This window comes from Paenochrobactrum gallinarii (assembly GCF_014205685.1).
Lineage (GTDB): Bacteria > Pseudomonadota > Alphaproteobacteria > Rhizobiales > Rhizobiaceae > Paenochrobactrum > Paenochrobactrum gallinarii.
This window is the reverse complement of the sequence record NZ_JACIIU010000002.1, coordinates 282,653-299,261: the sequence shown is the minus strand read 5'-3', so window position 1 is coordinate 299,261 and position 16,609 is coordinate 282,653. Positions and strand designations below refer to the sequence as shown.

The window sequence follows — 16,609 nt, the reverse complement described above, 5'->3', positions numbered from 1 at the left end:
TTGGCCAAGGTCGTAAAAAATACCTGCCGGTATTGGCAGGTAGATTATTTATAATGAATCGATGAATCTGTATTTCAGCGATTTTCCATAAAACATTGATTTTTATGTAGGTTTCTCACAGAGGGAAAATCTTATGACAATGCATCCTGTAACGCCTCCGGCCATTGAGCCGGTGTCGATCGATGAAGCACGCGCCTATCTGCGCATCACAAGTGACAGCGAAAATGCGCTGTTGCAATCTTTGATTAAAACTGCCCGCGAAACAGTGGAAGCGCGTGCTGGTCTGGCGCTTATAACACAAAGCTGGCGCTTGCATATCGACCGCTGGCCACGCTCCAACCGCCTGGCGCTATATCGTTATCCGGTCACATCTGTTGATGCGATTACGGCTTATTTGCCTGATGGTACACCTGTTGTATTTGAAGCGGATGATTGGAAGCTGCAACAGGCAGGCCGCCCGCAACGGCTTTATTTGCAAAGCCGGGCTGATATGGCTTCATTGAGTGGTTTGGAAATTGATCTGACTGCTGGTTTTGGGGTTGATGCAGCATCTGTCCCTGAAGTGTTGAAGCAGGCTATTTTGGTGCTGGTCGCGCATTTATATGAATTTCGCGGTGCCTTTGACGAGCAGTCTCAGCCAATTTCATTTCCAAGCAGCTTTGAGCGTTTGGTCGATATCTGGAAACGGGTATCCGTATGAATACGCTGTTTATGAATGCGGGGCGCTTGCGCACTGAATTAAAACTGGAAGCACTGCAACCGCAACCAGATGATATTGGCGGCTATAGTGAAACTTGGCACGAGATTGCTCTCATCTGGGGGCAAATCCGTGCCATCACCTCATCATCACGTTTTTTGGCACAGCGTTGGCATCCGGAAACGACCCATCGCATTACTATCCGTTTTAGTGAAGCGATCCAGGCAGGGATGCGCCTTCGCAAAGATAAGCGTATTTTCCATATTGATGCCATTCAGGATGCGGATGAAACACGGCGTTATCAGATCTGTTTTGTGCGTGAGGAAACGTCATGAAGCTGGCGGTGAAATTGCGTTTTGAAGCGCTTTTGGCCGCATTGCGTTTGAAATCTATGGCGCTGGCAGAGCGAAACTGGCGAGAGCAGATAACGGCAAAACAAGAGGAGCGTGAAGGTTGAGTGCATCTATTAGTTTGCAAAAAGCAATTTATGATCTTCTGTGCCATGATGCAGATGTGAGCGCTAAACTTGGCGCCAATCGTATTCTCGATCATGTGCCGCCTTCAACCGGCTTTCCTTATATTACCCTTGGCAGCAGTGTTGTTTATGATTGGTCAACCGACAGCGAGCCGGGGCAGGAACATCTGATCTCTTTGCATATCTGGGCACAAAGCAGCGGACGTAAATTTGTGTTGGAAGTGATTGAACTGATCGCACAAAAATTGGATCAAGAGGCGCTCCGGCTTGGCCGGTACACATTGGTTAATCTGAGTTTGCAGGAAATCACGGCGCAAAACAGTGACCGTCGCAATGCCTATCAGGGTATTATGCGTTATCGCGCAGTGACAGAGCCACAGGCAGCCTGAGCCATCCTCATTTCATAAATCAGCGCATTTGCAGTCCGGTAAACCATGAGGTTCGCCGGATTTTTGCGTGTTTGTTTTCTTTCATGGAGATTTTAATGTCAGCACAAAGAGGCAAAGACATTTTATTGAAAATTGCTCTTGAGAGCGGGGGCTTTGAAACTTGCGCAGGATTACGTACCAAACGTATCGCGTTTAATACTGAAAGTGTAGATGTGACCGATGCCGATGCAACAGGGCGTTGGCGGCAATTATTGGGTGCCAGTGGTGTGCAGCGTGCTTCAATCAGTGGTTCAGGCATTTTCAAAGATGCAGCATCAGACGCTTTGCTGCGTCAGGTTTTCTTTCAGGGCGAAATCCGCAATTGGGAAGTTATCCTGCCGGATTTTGGTGTGTTAAGCGGGCTGTTTCAAATTGTGGCGCTTGAATATGGTGGCAATCATGATGGTGAAGTGACCTTTGAAATGGCGCTGGAATCCGCAGGTGTTGTCAGCTTTGGAGAATTGCCATGATGATCAATAAGCATCGCGGTGAGGTGGGCGCTGTGCTTGATGGCCGCCCGTGGACACTATGTTTGACCCTTGGTGCTTTGGCTGAACTGGAATCGGCTTTTGCAGCCGATGATTTGCCCAAGCTTTTGGCACGGTTTTCAGCAGCACAATTATCAGCTCAAGATATGATCCGCATTCTTTGTGCAGGACTTAGGGGCGGCGGGCATAGTGTGACACTGGAAGATGTCGCAGAAATGCGCGCCGATGGTGGCGCTGCCGGTTTTGCCCGCATTGTTGCAGAGCTTTTAACAGTGACATTCGGCACTACAGAAAATTCAGTTTCTGACAAAAAAACAATATGTTGAATACACGCCTTGAATCAAAATCTGATCCGGCAAGCGCTTTTCCATGGGCTGAGGTGATGCAAATTGGTCTTGGGCAATTGCGCCTCGCGCCAAAAGATTTTTGGGCACTAAGTTTGCGTGAACTGAACGCTATGATCGGCGCACATATGCCGGTGGTGAATGTGCCGGACAGGCAGGTGCTTGATGATCTGATGCAGGCTTATCCTGACTGATTGCCGGATTTTCAAGCTTTAAGGAAACATCATGAATGAGAATATGACCGTCTCGATTGACGCGGATACAACCGCGTTTAATCGGGCGCTTGATGATTTGCAAAAGCGCTCGGCCACTTTTGGCAATAGTCTTTCATCGGCACTGAAAGGTGCGGTTGTTGATGGCAAAGGGCTGGAAGATGTTTTGCGCAAGCTCGCCACTGACATGGCGGGAATGGCTTTGTCTATCGGAATGAAACCACTCGAAGGTGTCGCATCGTCTTTGTTTTCCGGCGTGATGGCCGGAATTGGTGGCGTGAAACCTTTTGCCAAAGGTGGTGTGGTTTCCAGCCCGACCTATTTCGGGATGGGCAATGGCAATATTGGGCTGACCGGAGAAGCGGGAGCGGAAGCAATTTTGCCATTGGCGCGAGGTTCCGATGGCCGGCTGGGCGTTGCCACCGGCGGCGGCTCCAAACCTGTCAGCATTGTTTTTAATATGTCATCGCCTGATGCCGCGTCTTTCCACAAGTCTGAAGCGCAACTGGCTTCGATGCTGGCTGGTGCCGTCAGCCGGGGCGCAAGGAGATTATAAATGAGCCAGATCAATTCCTTCCATGATGTGGCTTTTCCGCTTGGTGTTTCTTTTGGTTCGGTGGCGGGGCCTGAATGGAAAAACGAGATCGCGCAACTCAATTCGGGGCATGAGAAACGCAATGCCCGCTGGGCACAATCACGTCGTCATTTTGATGCCGGAACCGGTATTCGTTCGCTGGCGGATTTGCGTCAGGTTTTAAGTTTTTTTGAAGCGCGGCGCGGTTCATTGTTTTCATTCCGTTTCCGTGATCCGTTTGATCATTTTTCCAATCACGGGTCGCAAGAACCCACAGCTTTTGATCAGCAGATTGGTATTGGTGACGGCATTACTAAAAGCTTTCAGCTGGTCAAAAATTACGAGACCTATTCACGGGTGATTACCAAACCGGTGGCATCAAGTGTGAAGCTGGCCGTTAATGGTGAAAAGCTTGAAAACAATGCTGATTTTCAGGTGGACGTTTTGACCGGTAAGGTGACTTTCAATGACTTGATCGTGGTGGGTGAAGGAGCCGTGATTACGGCCGGATTTTTATTTGATGTGCCGGTTCGTTTTAACACTGACCGTTTGCAGGCAAGTATTTCATCATTTCAGGCTGGTGAAATTCCCTCCATTCCGATTATTGAGGTGAAGGCATGAGAACAATTTCCCCGCAACTGGAATCACATTTGCAAGGCGTTGTAACAAACCATTGTTTTGTCTGGATAATACGGTGCAGCAATCAGCAGATATTGGGTTTTACTGATCATGATTTGCCGCTTGTGGTGAAAAGCATCAAGTGTGAACCACAAAGCGGAATGAACTCCAGCGAGGCGCATTCCAAGCTTGGATTGTCAATCAGCGGCAGCGAGATTGAAGGAGCGCTGGTTAGTGATCGCATCCGTGAAGAGGATATCGAAAACGGCATTTATGATGATGCCGTGGTGGAAACCTATCTGGTCAATTGGAATGAACCTGCCGAGCAGCTGTTTTTGCAAAGCTGGACAATCGGCAAGATTACACGCAGTGGCGTAAAGTTTGTCGCGGAAATAAAAGGGGCAGCGGCTGCTTATGATAAAATTCATGGGCGCCGGATTTTGCGCCAATGTGATGCGGAATTGGGTGATCAGCGCTGCGGCATTTTAAGTCGTGATCCGCGCTATCATGCACATGGTGTTGTCGTTGCGGTTGATGGGGCGGATATGGAGGTGTCCGGCCTTGAAAATTATGCTGCTGACTGGTTTTTACATGGTTCTTTCACTTGGACGCATGGGCGTAACATAAACGCAAAATCCAAAGTGACATTGCAGCGTTCTGATTTAATACGCTTGCGTGATGAACCGGTTTTTGCAGTCGAAGCGGGCGACGAGTTCGAGATTTTGGCTGGATGTGACAAGAGTTTTTCCACCTGTAAGGCCAAGTTTACCAATAGCGTTAATTTCAGAGGCTTTCCGCATCTGCCCGGCAATGATGCGGCTTATAGTTATATCAATAAAGATATGAATTTTGACGGCGGGGCACTGGTGCCATGATCATGAGTTCAAACCTTCGCCAAGCGGTTTTGAAAGAGGCCTATCAATGGTTTGGTACGCCTTACCGACATGGTGCGGCACGTAAACAAGTCGGTTGTGATTGCTTAGGGTTGATCAGAGGTGTGTGGAGAGAGATCTATGGCTATGAGCCGGAAAAGCCCGCTACTTATGCCCCCGATTGGGCGGAGCTATCTGACAAAGAGCCCCTGCTGGATGCAGCAGCAAAACATATGATGCGCTGCCCCATGCCGGTAAGCATCAAAGATATTATGCCTGCACAGGTGCTGATATTTCGTTGGCAACCGACAATGGCAGCCAAGCATATTGCCATTATGGGGCAAGAGGGACGTTTCATTCATGCCTATCACGGCCACAGGGTTTTGACCTCGGCGCTGGTGCCGCAATGGTTCAGGCGCATTGCAGGCGTGTTTGAATTTCCGTTGCCAGACGGCCAAGTGAAACAAGGGAGAAATCTATGACGACGGTAGTCTTACAGGCTGTCGGCGGGGTGATCGGCTCTGTATTCGGGCCGGTTGGTACGGCTATTGGCTCAGCTCTTGGTGCTATGGGCGGCTATATGGTGGATAGCGCCATCATTAATTCGACACGACGAATTGAAGGGCCGCGCCTTGCAAATGCCAAGCCCTTGACGGCCGAAGAAGGTGCAGCACTTCCCTTTATTTACGGGACAGCGCGTGTATCGGGAACGCTTATTTGGGCGACACGTTTTGAGGAAGATAAAACCACCGAACGTCAGGGCGGCAAGGGCGGGCCAAAGGTCACGACCTATAGTTATTTTGTTAATGCCGCTTTTGCTGTGGCGGAAGGTGAGATTTCAGGCATTCGCCGTGTCTGGGCGGATGGTAAAGAGATTGACCTGACCAATATTGAGATGCGCCTTTATAAAGGTACGTCCGATCAGCAACCTGACCCGTTGATTGAAGCAAAGCAGGGCGAAGGCAATACACCAGCCTATCGTGGCACGGCTTATGTGGTGATTGAGCGTTTTCCGGTTGATGAATATGGCCATCGTATTCCGCAGCTACAATTTGAGGTGATCCGCGCAGTCGGAAAATTGGCAAACTCCGTTCAGGCCGTGACATTGTTACCAGGGGCCACTGAATTTGGTCTGTCGCCATTATTAGTCACGGATGAAGCGTCACCCGGTCAAAAGCGACTGATCAATCGCAATAATTTGCGAGCCGATACGGATTGGTCTGCTTCGATGGATGAGTTGCAGGCCTTGTGTCCAAACCTCAAACATGTCGCGATTATTGTACCATGGTTTGGCGATGATTTGCGGGCAGGGCATTGCAGGCTTAAACCGGCTGTGACGGAGCACAATACCCGTAAACCAAGCCGCAATTGGCAGGTGAACCATATTGAGCGCGAGGACGCGCATCTTGTTAGCCGGCATAATAACGAAGCCGCCTATGGCGGCACACCATCGGACGATACGGTGATTGAAGCGATCAGGGATGCGAAGAAGCGTGGGCTTTCGGTGACACTTTATCCGTTCATCATGATGGATATTGCCGAAGATAATCAATTGCCGTCACCTTATGGCGGCAATCAGCAGCCTGCCTATCCTTGGCGTGGGCGGATTACCTGTCATCCGGCCATTGGTCAGGCGGAGAGCGTTGATAAAACAACATCGGCAGCCACTCAGATCAGTCAATTTGTTGAAGGTGAATGGGGCTATCGTCGCTTTCTTAATCATTGTGCTGATCTGGCCGTAAGCGCAGGAGGCATTGATGCTTTTCTGGTCGGCTCCGAGCTGATCGGGCTGACCCATGTGCGCTCATCACGGGAAGCGTTTCCGTTTGTTGATGCTTTATGTGATTTGGCGCAAGCCATGCGCAATAAACTTGGAAGCGGTTGCAAAATCACTTATGCGGCGGATTGGTCGGAATATTTCGGCTATCAGGCGCAAGATGGTACCGGTGATGTGTTCTTCCATCTCGATCCGCTTTGGGCACATAGTGCAATCAATGCGATAGGTATTGATAATTATATGCCGCTCAGTGACTGGCGCGATCAGGATTGGCATATTGATAATCCTGATGGTTTTGCAGCGCCTTATGATCTGGACGCGTTAAAAAGCCAGATTGCTGCGGGTGAGGGTTATGAGTGGTATTATGCCAGCGGGCAGGATCGCAAAAACCGTGTTCGTACCCCCATCACTGATGGCTTGGCCGGAAAACCTTGGGTTTTCCGTTATAAAGACCTGCGCTCATGGTGGGGAAATGCACATTACAACCGTGTAAATGGTGCTGAAAAAGTAAGTCCAACGGCTTGGGTGCCGATGTCAAAGCCATTCTGGCTGACCGAACTTGGCTGTCCGGCGGTGGATAAGGGGCCTAACCAGCCCAATGTTTTTCCTGATAAAAAATCATCGGAAAATGCAGTGCCTTATTTTTCCAGTGCAGTGCAGTGCGGTCTGATTTAGCTATGGACAGGTTTTTGCGCGCACACCTGACTTATTGGCCAGAGGCGGGCGCGCATAATCCGGTTTCACCGCTTTATGGTGGTAAAATGCTGGATGATGAGCGGATTTATCTTTGGGCGTGGGACACACGACCATTTCCGGAGTTTCCGCTTTATAATTATTATTGGGGGGATGCGGCGAATTGGTCGCGCGGGCATTGGCTTAATGGGCGTTTAAGTCAGGTGTCTTTGGATGAGTTGATTGCACAAATTATTCAAGACTATGGTTTGCCGGAGGTGGATAGCAGTCAGGCAGATGGCTGTGTTCATGGTTTTGTGATTTCCGACCCGACAACCGCGCGTTCTGTTTTAGAGCCTTTGCTTGAAATTTTTGGTGTTCATGCTTTTGAAAAAGATGGAAAATTTATTTTTAAAAGTCTGGATCACCGGCAAGAGGCTATTCGTATTATTGATGACATAGTGGTGCCCGATGAAGCGGATGCACTGACCATCACGCTGGAGGATAAAAACGATCTGCCACGCAATGCGACATTGTTTTATCAAGATCCGATGCGTGAATATCAGGCCGGCGGGGCTAAAACCTATCAGGATATGGGTGAGGGGGACGAGTCAATAAGCCTTTCCGGTTCACTGGAGCGGGGGGCTGCGGATGGGTTGGTGGAGCAATGGCTGCTGCGACGACAGGCGCATAGGCGTTCGGTTTCATTTGCAGTGCCTTGGGCGCGCGCGCAGTTTCATGTCGGAGATCGTGTCAAACTTCCGATTGTTAACGGCAATCGTGACTATGTGATTACTTCATTGGAAGATGGCGAGGTGCGGCAAGTTCAGGCCGTGGCTTTGGCACCGCGCATTGATGTTTCGGATCATGGTGAAATTCCGTTTAAGCCTGATCCGGCACCGGTTCTGGATGTCAAACCACTGGTACATCTGATTGATTTGCCATTGTGGCCGGGTGCCGAAAAGGCGCATCAGCAATTGCGGGTGGCATGCCATGCCAAGCCTTGGCGTGGTGTCGCAGCTTATGTTTCGCCGCAGACAGACGGTTTTACCGAGCGAACACTTGTGACTTCGCGTGCGGTAATGGGCGAACTCTTACAGCCATTCGTTTCTGAACAGGCCAGCGGGCGTATTATTAGCGGATATAATCTCGATGTGGTGCTTTATGCGGGCGAGCTGCATTCATGCACGATGCAACAGCTCTATAATGGTGCGAATACTGCAATCATCCAAGCCCCCGATGGCGAATGGGAAGTTCTACAATTCTTGCATGCTGAAGAAGTGGCAAATGGCCACTGGCGTTTGTCTGATTTCTTACGTGGTCAGCTTGGAACAGAAGCACAAAGCATGATGGAAAAATCGGCTGAAGCGGCGTTCATCCTGCTTGATTCATCTGTTGTTCCTGTCGGGCTAGATGCTTCAGAGATTGGTTTACAGTTAAACTGGCGGCTGGGAACAGCGGGAAGACCATTCACCTCAGACTATTTTGAGACCATTGCCACGATTGGTGGAATGCGTGCGTTGCGGCCGTTAAGTCCGGTTCATTTACGTGCAAAAAGGCAAGGCAATAACACGTATTTCTCATGGATTCGCCGCGGGCGGATAGATGCTGACAGCTGGTTGGCTGACGACATTGTGATCGGTGAAGAACGTGAGCGCTATCAGGCAGAACTATGGCGGGGCGGATTGAAGGTTTGGGGCGGGGAGCTGAGTGAACCAGCTTGGAATTTAACCGCAACCCAACGTGAAGCACTCTTTGGATCAGCTCCTGCCGACATAGAATTTAAGGTTGCTATGGTCAGTGCGCAGGCAGGTCACGGTGACTTCGCCACACTTCATTTAACTCTATAAATCAAAGAGAACGAGGTCAGAATATGATTGAAAATAAACCTTGGTATTTGTCACGCACCATCTGGGGTTCAATGGTGGCGTTACTTTATCCGGCTGGAAATTTGCTTGGAATACCCATTGGTGTGGTGGAGCAGGCCACATTAGTTGATGCACTTATGCAACTTGCAGCAGCTGGTGCAGGAATTTTTGCGATTATCGGGCGTATGAAGGCAACTTCGCGCATTTCATAAAATTACAAAACATGATAGCTAAGGTTCAAATAAATGGGATTCAGCCTGTCTGGGTCATTCATGTAATGTTCAGCTAAGGCATACTATAAAAGCATCATGATGAAAAAGCTCTCCGCATATACACTTATTCTCGGTATGGCAGTTGCGGCCGTTAGCTCTCCGGCAATCTCCGCCAGCCTTCCGATGGTTGTTCCGCACAAGGCAAATCTTGTGGTCGCTGCTGCAGATGATTGTGCTGCCGCAGGGCAGCGCGTTGCTGCCGCTCAAGGCGGAACTTTGACAAAAGCTACTCCTGCGGTGCAGGGGGGTAGAAATGTCTGTGTCGTCGTTGTTCTTGTACCTGGTCGAAACGGCGAGCGGCCGCGCCGCGTGGAAGTTGCAGTGCCTGCGGAATAAGCAGGCACTTAAACACGCGAATGAGTTTCGAAAGGCGATGCAGTGCGCATATTGATCGTTGAAGATGATAAAGACCTGAACCGGCAGTTGTCAGAAGCAATGGTAGAAGCCGGTTATGTGGTTGATAGCGCATATGACGGTGAGGAAGGTCATTTTCTTGGTGATACCGAGCCTTACGATGCGGTCATTCTTGATATTGGTCTGCCGCAGATGGATGGTATCAGTGTAGTTGAGCGCTGGCGCCGTGATGGTCGCACCATGCCGGTTTTGATGCTGACAGCACGCGATCGCTGGTCGGACAAGGTGGCTGGTATTGATGCCGGTGCCGATGATTATGTCGCCAAACCGTTTCATGTTGAAGAAGTATTGGCACGTTTACGGGCGCTTATTCGTCGTGCGGCCGGTCATGCCTCTTCGGAACTCGCCTGCGGGCCATTACTGCTCGATACGAAAACGTCAAAAGTGACCGTTGACGGTACTGCATTGAAGCTCACTTCGCATGAGTTTCGGCTGTTATCTTATCTGATGCACCATATGGATAAGGTAATTTCGCGCACTGAATTGGTTGAGCATTTGTACGATCAGGATTTTGATCGTGATTCGAATACGATTGAAGTTTTCGTCGGGCGCTTGCGCCGGAAAATGGGGATTGATCTCATCGAAACCGTTCGTGGCATGGGTTATCGTATGAATTCGGGTGCTGGTACAGAAGGTGTGAATAGCTGAGTATTGCACGGTTTAAACCAGCCCTTCATTCGCTTGCTTTGCGCGTGGTAACATTATCCACGCTTTGGGTGATTGTAGCGCTGGTAGTTGTCGCGACATTAATCGGTTCCATTTACAAACAGGCATCAGAGCGCAATTTTGAACGCCTGTTATGGGCGCATCTTTATAATCTGGTCGGTTCCGTCAGCGTTTCTGAAAATGGCGATCTGCAAGGGCGACCGGAGTTGGGTGAGATACGCTATTCCAGTCCGACATCTGGCTGGTATTGGGAGGTTGACTCAGTCTCTTCCAATCTGCATGGAACCCTCCACTCATTATCATTGGGTACCAGAAAAATCTGGCAGGAAAGCCTGGTTACTTTCCCTTTTGATAGCTCATTTAAACGTACCTATCCCGCGCATGGCCCAAATGGCGAAGAGCTATTTGTTGCGGAAACAGAAGTTGTGCTGGATAGTGAAAACCGTATTGCCCGCTTTCGGGTGATGGGGAATTTGAGCGAAGTTAAGCAGGAATACCGCGATTTTAATGCCCGGCTTTATAGCTATTTAGGAATTTTTGGCATTGGCAGCATTTTGATTAATGCGGCGGTGATTTTGTTTGGGTTAAGACCTCTGGATCGAGTGCGCCGCTCGCTGGCGGATATTCGCGAAGGCCGAGCACCTCGTTTGACCTCTGATTTGCCGATTGAAATTGCGCCGCTCGCGCAGGAAATGAACGCGCTCATTGAAAATAACGTGCGTATTATGGAGCGTTCACGCACCCAAGTGGGCAATTTGGCTCATTCACTCAAAACCCCATTAACCGTTTTGATGAATGAAGGCAGAGCTCTTGGAGGTGAACAAGGGCGCATTGTGACCGAACAATGTGAAGCTATGCAATTGCAAATCCAACATTATTTGCAACGCGCTCGTATTGCAGCCCAGCGCGACAGCGTGGTGTTCAGGACGCCGGTTACACCCGTTTTAGAACGGATTGACCGCGTAACGAAAAAGCTTAATCCACAGCTCGACGTTCGTTTTTCTAATCAGTTTTCTGGTGCTGTCTTTGCCGGTGAAAAAGAAGATCTGGAAGAAGTCATCGGTAATCTGATGGAGAATGCGGGCAAATGGGGGCACTCACAAATTCTGATGAGTTTGCAGAAGGCTGTAAATGATGCGGAGTTCATGATTATCATTGAAGATGACGGTCCCGGATTAGCAGCTGAGAAAATGGCTGAAGCTATGCAGCGCGGCCGCCGGATTGATGAAACAAAGCCGGGAACCGGCCTGGGACTTGCGATCGTGCAGGATACGGTGAAGGAATATGGTGGTCAATTTGTGTTGAAATCGTCACAGCTTGGAGGGCTTCGGGCGCAAATCACGCTTCCTCTTGTTAAAAATTGAATATTACCTGTTGTTTAACAAGATTAAGGCGCAATCTCTGCTATATAGAAAGCCATTGTCGTGCTTTGCTCTGTAAAACTTAGTGGCGGGCTTACGGGTTGTAAGTGGTAGGTGAAAGTCGGTGGTTATGAAAACTACGATGTCGTTCTTTAAGCCGTACTCGGGAAAGATCTTTTCCGTTATCATGCTTGTTGGTGCTTCTGCTGCGCTGAGCGCCTGCGGAACTGCTGGTAAAGCAGTACCTGATTTGCGCTTGCCAAGCACGGGCTTTCAAAAAAACGACACCGGCGTCCTGAGCGAACTGGGTAATGGTCTGCTCGGTTCAAATGCATTGCAATTGGCTGGTGAAGATCGCCGCAAGGCGCTTGAAGCTGAATATCGCGCGCTTGAATATTCTGCTGCCGGCAAGGCTGTTTCATGGAAAGCGACCGGCGCTTCGGCATCCGGTGAAGTGGTGGCTGCACAGCCTTATCAGGTTGGCTCGCAAAACTGTCGCCAATATACACATAGCTTCAATATGAACGGCGTGCCGCAAACGGTGCGTGGCACGGCTTGCCGCAATCCGAATGGTAGCTGGACACCGCTAACCTGATCATATCGGTACATTTATCTTAATTTGCGGCGAATTGACCTATTCGGTTAAAATCGCACAGTTAAGGTTGGATTTTATTATTGTTCAGCATAAGTCTGCATTATGGAATTTTGGCTTTTTTCTGCATGTTTAACCGTTATTGCGACACTGGTAGTTCTGATACCACTCTCGCGTAGCACTCACGCGTCTCAAACTGCCGATCAGAATGATCTCGAAGTCTATCGAGATCAGATGACGGAAATTGAAGCAGACGTTTCCCGCGGTATGATTGATATACAAAGTGCAGAGCAGGCGCGACTTGAAATCGCCCGCCGCCTTTTGAAGGCTGAGAAAAAAACATCTCTTGCACAAACAGTCAGCGACAATATCAAAGCGCATAAACTGATAGCTTTTATCTCGGTTTTGCTGGTCCCTTTATTGTCATGGGGGATTTATTCCTCCGTTGGTTCACCTGATCTGCCGTCACAACCTTTGGCACAGCGCGTGGCCAGCAATCCGGAACGTGCACCGGTTGAAGAGCTCGTTTCGCAGGCTGAAGCACATCTGGCGCAAAATCCGCAAGACGGACGCGGCTGGAATGTTCTGGCGCCTATTTATTTGCGCCTTGGTCGCGTGGATGATGCAATTAATGCATATCGAAATTCGATACGTTTGAACGGTGAGGATTTCGCCCGCAATTTAGGTTTGGCTGAATCGCTGGTGTTGAAATCCGGTGGATTAGTCACGGCTGAAGCCCATGCTTTGTTTGAAAAAGCCGCCGCCCAAAATCCGGATGATTATCGCCCGCAATTTTTCCTTGCGCGTACTTTGCTGCAAGATGGTAAAAATCAGGAAGCCAAACAATTATTGAATGCATTTTTGGAGCGTTCCAGTGCTGATGCGCCGTGGCGGGCACAGATTGAAGATGCCATTCGTCGTATTGATGGTGAAACTGCATCGGCACAAGCGCCTGCTACTGCAACACCACCTGCCAAAGGGCCAAGTGCTGCTGACGTGGAAGCCGCGGCATCTATGAGTAATGATCAGCGTAAAGAAATGATCGAGGGCATGGTTGCAGGCTTGCAAGCCAAACTGGAAGCCCAGCCGGATGATCTGGAAGGCTGGAAACGCCTGATCAGTTCCTATATGATTATGCAAAAAGGTGATGATGCAAAAGCTGCCTTGCAACAGGCGCTGAAATTGATGCCTGATGATAAGCGCAGTTTGCTGGTCGAGCATGCTAAAACATTAAATCTTGAAGTTGAGGGTGTTGAGCCATGAGTGATATTGCAGGGCGTCAACCATCTGCGGCAAAAGCTCAGTCAATTGCAAAGACAATGAGCCAGCGTAAGAAAAAGCGTTTGTATCTGGTGCTGGGGGCTTTGGCTGTTCTGGGCGTTGCTGTGGCGCTGATGCTGGTGGCCTTTAGTCAGGATATACGTTTTTTCCGTACTCCGGCCGATCTGACTGAAACTGATATGAGTTCCGGCTCGCGCTTTCGTCTTGGCGGGCTTGTGGAAGAAGAAAGTGTCCAGCGCAATGGCACTCAGTTGCGCTTTGTGGTGACCGACACCATTAAAACCGTTCCGGTGTTTTTCGATGGCATTGTGCCTGATCTTTTCCGTGAAGGGCAGGGCGTTGTCATTGAGGGGCGCTTTGACCAGAACAGAGTTTTTCAGGCTGATAGTGTGCTTGCGAAACACGATGAAAATTACGTGCCGAAAGATCTGGCTGATAGCCTGAAAGCTAAGGGCGTCTGGAAAGAGACTGAGTAGGAATAAAAAATGAGCGTCGAAATCGGACATTTTGCGCTGGTATTAGCACTGGCTCTTTCTATCATTCAATCATTTCTGCCGATCATTGGCGCACGTAAAAATGATACCCGTATGATGGCGGTGGCAGCTCCCACTGCCATTGCTGCTTTTGGTATGGTGGCACTGTCTTTTGCTGTGCTGACACAGGCTTATGTAGTCTCCGACTTTTCTGTCTTGAATGTTTTTGAGAACTCCCATTCAGCCAAGCCACTGATTTATAAAATTAGTGGCGTATGGGGAAACCATGAAGGCTCAATGCTGCTTTGGGTGTTGATTTTGACATTTTTTAGCGCATTGGTTGCAGCTTTCAGTGCTAATCTTCCCGATACACTGCGCTCCAATGTGCTGGCAGTGCAGGGTTGGATTGCTAGCGCCTTCCTGTTGTTCATTATTTTCTCTTCAAATCCGTTTATCCGCGTTTTTCCGGTGCCGATGGAAGGTAATGACCTTAATCCGCTGTTGCAGGATTTTGGTTTGGCTGTTCACCCGCCAATGCTCTATTTGGGTTATGTTGGTTTCTCGGTCTGTTTTTCTTTTGCGGTAGCGGCTCTTATTGAAGGGCGCATTGATGCTGCTTGGGCGCGCTGGGTTCGTCCCTGGACATTGACTGCATGGATTTTCCTCACCGGCGGAATTTCGATGGGCTCTTATTGGGCTTATTATGAGCTTGGCTGGGGTGGCTGGTGGTTCTGGGATCCTGTAGAAAATGCATCTTTCATGCCTTGGCTGGTGGGCACTGCATTACTGCACTCAGCACTCGTCATGGAAAAACGTTCTGCCTTAAAAATCTGGACTGTTTTGCTGGCATTGCTGACATTCTCATTGTCATTGCTCGGTACTTTCCTTGTTCGTTCAGGCGTGCTGACTTCAGTTCACAGCTTTGCAACTGATCCAAGCCGTGGTTTGTTTATTCTTGGTATTTTGACGTTCTTTATCGGTGGTTCATTGTTCCTTTTTGCACTTCGTGTGCAAAGCCTGACATCGGGAGGACTTTTCCAGCCTATTTCCCGTGAAGGTTCACTGGTCTTTAACAACCTGTTTCTAACGACAGCAGCTGCAACTGTTCTGATTGGAACGCTCTATCCGCTTCTTTTGGAGGCGATGACCGGTGACAAAATATCAGTTGGTGCTCCATTCTTTAATATGACGTTTGGCCCGCTGATGATCCCGCTGCTGATTGCAGTGCCTTTTGGGCCGTTACTGGCATGGAAGCGCGGTGATATTTATGCTGTGTCGCAGCGTTTAATGGCGGCTTTTGCCATTACTCTGGTTGTGGTTGCAATCGTGATTTGGTTCACCCGTGGTGAATCCGTTATGGCAGCCTTCGGTATAGGTTTGGCATTCTGGGTTATCTTTGGCAGCCTGACTGATCTTTACCTTAAAGCTGGTATTGGCAAAGTTGCACCAAAAGTTGCTTTCGCGCGTTTGGTTGGATTGCCACGCTCGGTTTATGGTACAGCATTGGCACATATTGGGCTTGGGATAACTTTGCTTGGTATTATTGGTGTCAGCACTTTCGGCACTGAGCGCGTGCTGACAATGGCGTCTGGTGATGTGACACCTGTTTCCGGCTATCAGCTTCGTTTTGAAGGTGTGACGCCGGTTAGCGGTTCGAACTATACGGAAAATCAGGGACGCTTCACGCTGCTCAACGAAGACGGCAAGCCTTTAAGCACCATTATTGCTGCTAAGCGTTTTTATCCTGCACGTCAGATGCCAACGACAGAATCCGGCATCAGTACTCGTGGGTTTAATCAGGTTTATGTCTCTCTTGGTGATGATGCGGCTGATGGTTCGATCGTCGTTCGTATCTGGTGGAAACCATTCGTAACGCTGATCTGGCACGGAACATTGGTGATGATGTTGGGTGGCTTTATTTCCCTTCTTGATCGCCGTCTGCGTGTTGGTGCGCCTGCTAAAAGCAAGGCTAAAAATAAAGCAGGCGGCAAAACAGCTGTGCGGAGTGCCTGATGGTTTTCTTTAGACATAAAAAAACGACAGCATTTTTTATCAGTCTGTTTTTGTCTTTGCAGATGGCGCCAGCTTTTGCGGTTAATCCGGATGAGGTTTTGTCTGATCAGGCATTGGAAAAACGTGCCCGCACACTCTCTGCGGGTTTGCGTTGCATGGTCTGTCAAAATGAATCTATTGATGATTCCAATGCAGAGCTTGCCCGTGATTTGCGCATATTGGTGCGTGACCGGCTGACTGCCGGTGATAGTGATCAGGACGTATTGGATTATGTCGTTGATCGCTATGGCGAATTTGTTTTGCTTAAACCGCGCTTGAATACACGCACGGTTTTGCTGTGGGGCTTTCCGGTAGTATTATTGCTGATTGGTGGCAGCAGCTTGCTGGTGCTTTCCAGACGTAAGAAAGTTGTATCCGTTAATGATGAACCATTGACGGAAGCTGAAGAGAAACGACTTAAGCAGATCTTAAAAGAGAATAAGTGAGATTTTTGCAAACCTTACCAAAATTTC

Annotated in this window: 20 protein-coding genes and 1 pseudogene; all 21 read left to right on the top strand. The window is 49.2% G+C overall.

The window, feature by feature from the left end:
• Positions 1-133 precede the first annotated feature (133 nt).
• The gene (locus FHS77_RS04130) at positions 134-700 is read left to right on the top strand and encodes a head-tail connector protein (RefSeq protein WP_184220392.1); all 567 of its coding nucleotides are present in this window, start codon (positions 134-136) and stop codon (positions 698-700) included.
• A complete protein-coding gene (locus FHS77_RS04125; RefSeq protein WP_184220389.1) occupies positions 697-1,032 on the top strand; it encodes a phage head closure protein in 336 nt (111 codons plus the stop codon). Before FHS77_RS04130 ends, FHS77_RS04125 begins: the two co-directional genes overlap by 4 nt.
• Positions 1,029-1,154: a hypothetical protein gene (locus tag FHS77_RS16365; protein ID WP_281383563.1), complete on the top strand. Its 126-nt coding sequence runs from the start codon at positions 1,029-1,031 to the stop codon at positions 1,152-1,154. The genes FHS77_RS04125 and FHS77_RS16365 overlap by 4 nt, the downstream gene beginning before the upstream one ends.
• Entirely contained in the window at positions 1,151-1,561 is a 411-nt protein-coding gene (locus tag FHS77_RS04120; RefSeq protein ID WP_184220386.1) for a DUF3168 domain-containing protein, read from the top strand. The genes FHS77_RS16365 and FHS77_RS04120 overlap by 4 nt, the downstream gene beginning before the upstream one ends.
• Before the next feature lie 95 nt (positions 1,562-1,656).
• Positions 1,657-2,070 carry a phage major tail protein, TP901-1 family gene (locus FHS77_RS04115; protein ID WP_184220383.1) on the top strand — a complete coding sequence of 138 codons (414 nt, stop codon included), beginning with the start codon at positions 1,657-1,659 and terminating at the stop codon, positions 2,068-2,070.
• The gene (locus tag FHS77_RS04110; RefSeq protein ID WP_246431211.1) at positions 2,067-2,414 is read left to right on the top strand and encodes a gene transfer agent family protein; all 348 of its coding nucleotides are present in this window, start codon (positions 2,067-2,069) and stop codon (positions 2,412-2,414) included. Before FHS77_RS04115 ends, FHS77_RS04110 begins: the two co-directional genes overlap by 4 nt.
• Positions 2,408-2,626, top strand: a complete 219-nt coding sequence (locus FHS77_RS04105; RefSeq protein ID WP_184220381.1) for a rcc01693 family protein — start codon at positions 2,408-2,410, stop codon at positions 2,624-2,626. The genes FHS77_RS04110 and FHS77_RS04105 overlap by 7 nt, the downstream gene beginning before the upstream one ends.
• A gap of 31 nt (positions 2,627-2,657) precedes the next feature.
• Complete coding sequence (locus FHS77_RS04100; protein ID WP_210307019.1) at positions 2,658-3,200, top strand: phage tail tape measure protein; 543 nt, start codon at positions 2,658-2,660, stop codon at positions 3,198-3,200.
• Positions 3,201-3,839, top strand: coding sequence for a DUF2460 domain-containing protein (locus FHS77_RS04095; protein ID WP_184220379.1), 639 nt, complete (start codon positions 3,201-3,203; stop codon positions 3,837-3,839).
• The gene (locus tag FHS77_RS04090; protein WP_184220376.1) at positions 3,836-4,711 is read left to right on the top strand and encodes a DUF2163 domain-containing protein; all 876 of its coding nucleotides are present in this window, start codon (positions 3,836-3,838) and stop codon (positions 4,709-4,711) included. The genes FHS77_RS04095 and FHS77_RS04090 overlap by 4 nt, the downstream gene beginning before the upstream one ends.
• Before the next feature lie 2 nt (positions 4,712-4,713).
• Positions 4,714-5,190, top strand: coding sequence for an NlpC/P60 family protein (locus tag FHS77_RS04085; RefSeq protein WP_184220372.1), 477 nt, complete (start codon positions 4,714-4,716; stop codon positions 5,188-5,190).
• A pseudogene (locus tag FHS77_RS04080) lies at positions 5,187-9,007 on the top strand (baseplate multidomain protein megatron). Before FHS77_RS04085 ends, FHS77_RS04080 begins: the two are co-directional and overlap by 4 nt.
• A gap of 23 nt (positions 9,008-9,030) precedes the next feature.
• Entirely contained in the window at positions 9,031-9,237 is a 207-nt protein-coding gene (locus FHS77_RS04075; protein WP_184220368.1) for a hypothetical protein, read from the top strand.
• A gap of 99 nt (positions 9,238-9,336) precedes the next feature.
• Positions 9,337-9,633, top strand: a complete 297-nt coding sequence (locus FHS77_RS04070) for a hypothetical protein (RefSeq protein ID WP_184220626.1) — start codon at positions 9,337-9,339, stop codon at positions 9,631-9,633.
• A 42-nt stretch (positions 9,634-9,675) separates the two neighbouring features.
• Positions 9,676-10,359 (top strand): response regulator, encoded by a 684-nt coding sequence (locus tag FHS77_RS04065; protein ID WP_184220366.1) that lies wholly within the window; start codon positions 9,676-9,678, stop codon positions 10,357-10,359.
• 44 nt (positions 10,360-10,403) lie between these two features.
• On the top strand, positions 10,404-11,741 hold the full coding sequence (locus FHS77_RS04060) for an ATP-binding protein (RefSeq protein ID WP_343060948.1): 1,338 nt from the start codon (positions 10,404-10,406) through the stop codon (positions 11,739-11,741).
• A gap of 139 nt (positions 11,742-11,880) precedes the next feature.
• The gene (locus FHS77_RS04055) at positions 11,881-12,333 is read left to right on the top strand and encodes a hypothetical protein (protein ID WP_210307030.1); all 453 of its coding nucleotides are present in this window, start codon (positions 11,881-11,883) and stop codon (positions 12,331-12,333) included.
• Between the two features lie 102 nt (positions 12,334-12,435).
• The gene (gene ccmI, locus FHS77_RS04050; protein WP_184220363.1) at positions 12,436-13,593 is read left to right on the top strand and encodes a c-type cytochrome biogenesis protein CcmI; all 1,158 of its coding nucleotides are present in this window, start codon (positions 12,436-12,438) and stop codon (positions 13,591-13,593) included.
• Positions 13,590-14,087: a cytochrome c maturation protein CcmE gene (gene ccmE, locus FHS77_RS04045; protein ID WP_184220360.1), complete on the top strand. Its 498-nt coding sequence runs from the start codon at positions 13,590-13,592 to the stop codon at positions 14,085-14,087. The genes ccmI and ccmE overlap by 4 nt, the downstream gene beginning before the upstream one ends.
• A gap of 9 nt (positions 14,088-14,096) precedes the next feature.
• Positions 14,097-16,097: a heme lyase CcmF/NrfE family subunit gene (locus FHS77_RS04040; RefSeq protein WP_184220357.1), complete on the top strand. Its 2,001-nt coding sequence runs from the start codon at positions 14,097-14,099 to the stop codon at positions 16,095-16,097.
• Complete coding sequence (locus tag FHS77_RS04035) at positions 16,097-16,582, top strand: cytochrome c-type biogenesis protein (protein ID WP_281383562.1); 486 nt, start codon at positions 16,097-16,099, stop codon at positions 16,580-16,582. The genes FHS77_RS04040 and FHS77_RS04035 overlap by 1 nt, the downstream gene beginning before the upstream one ends.
• Positions 16,583-16,609: the final 27 nt, after the last annotated feature.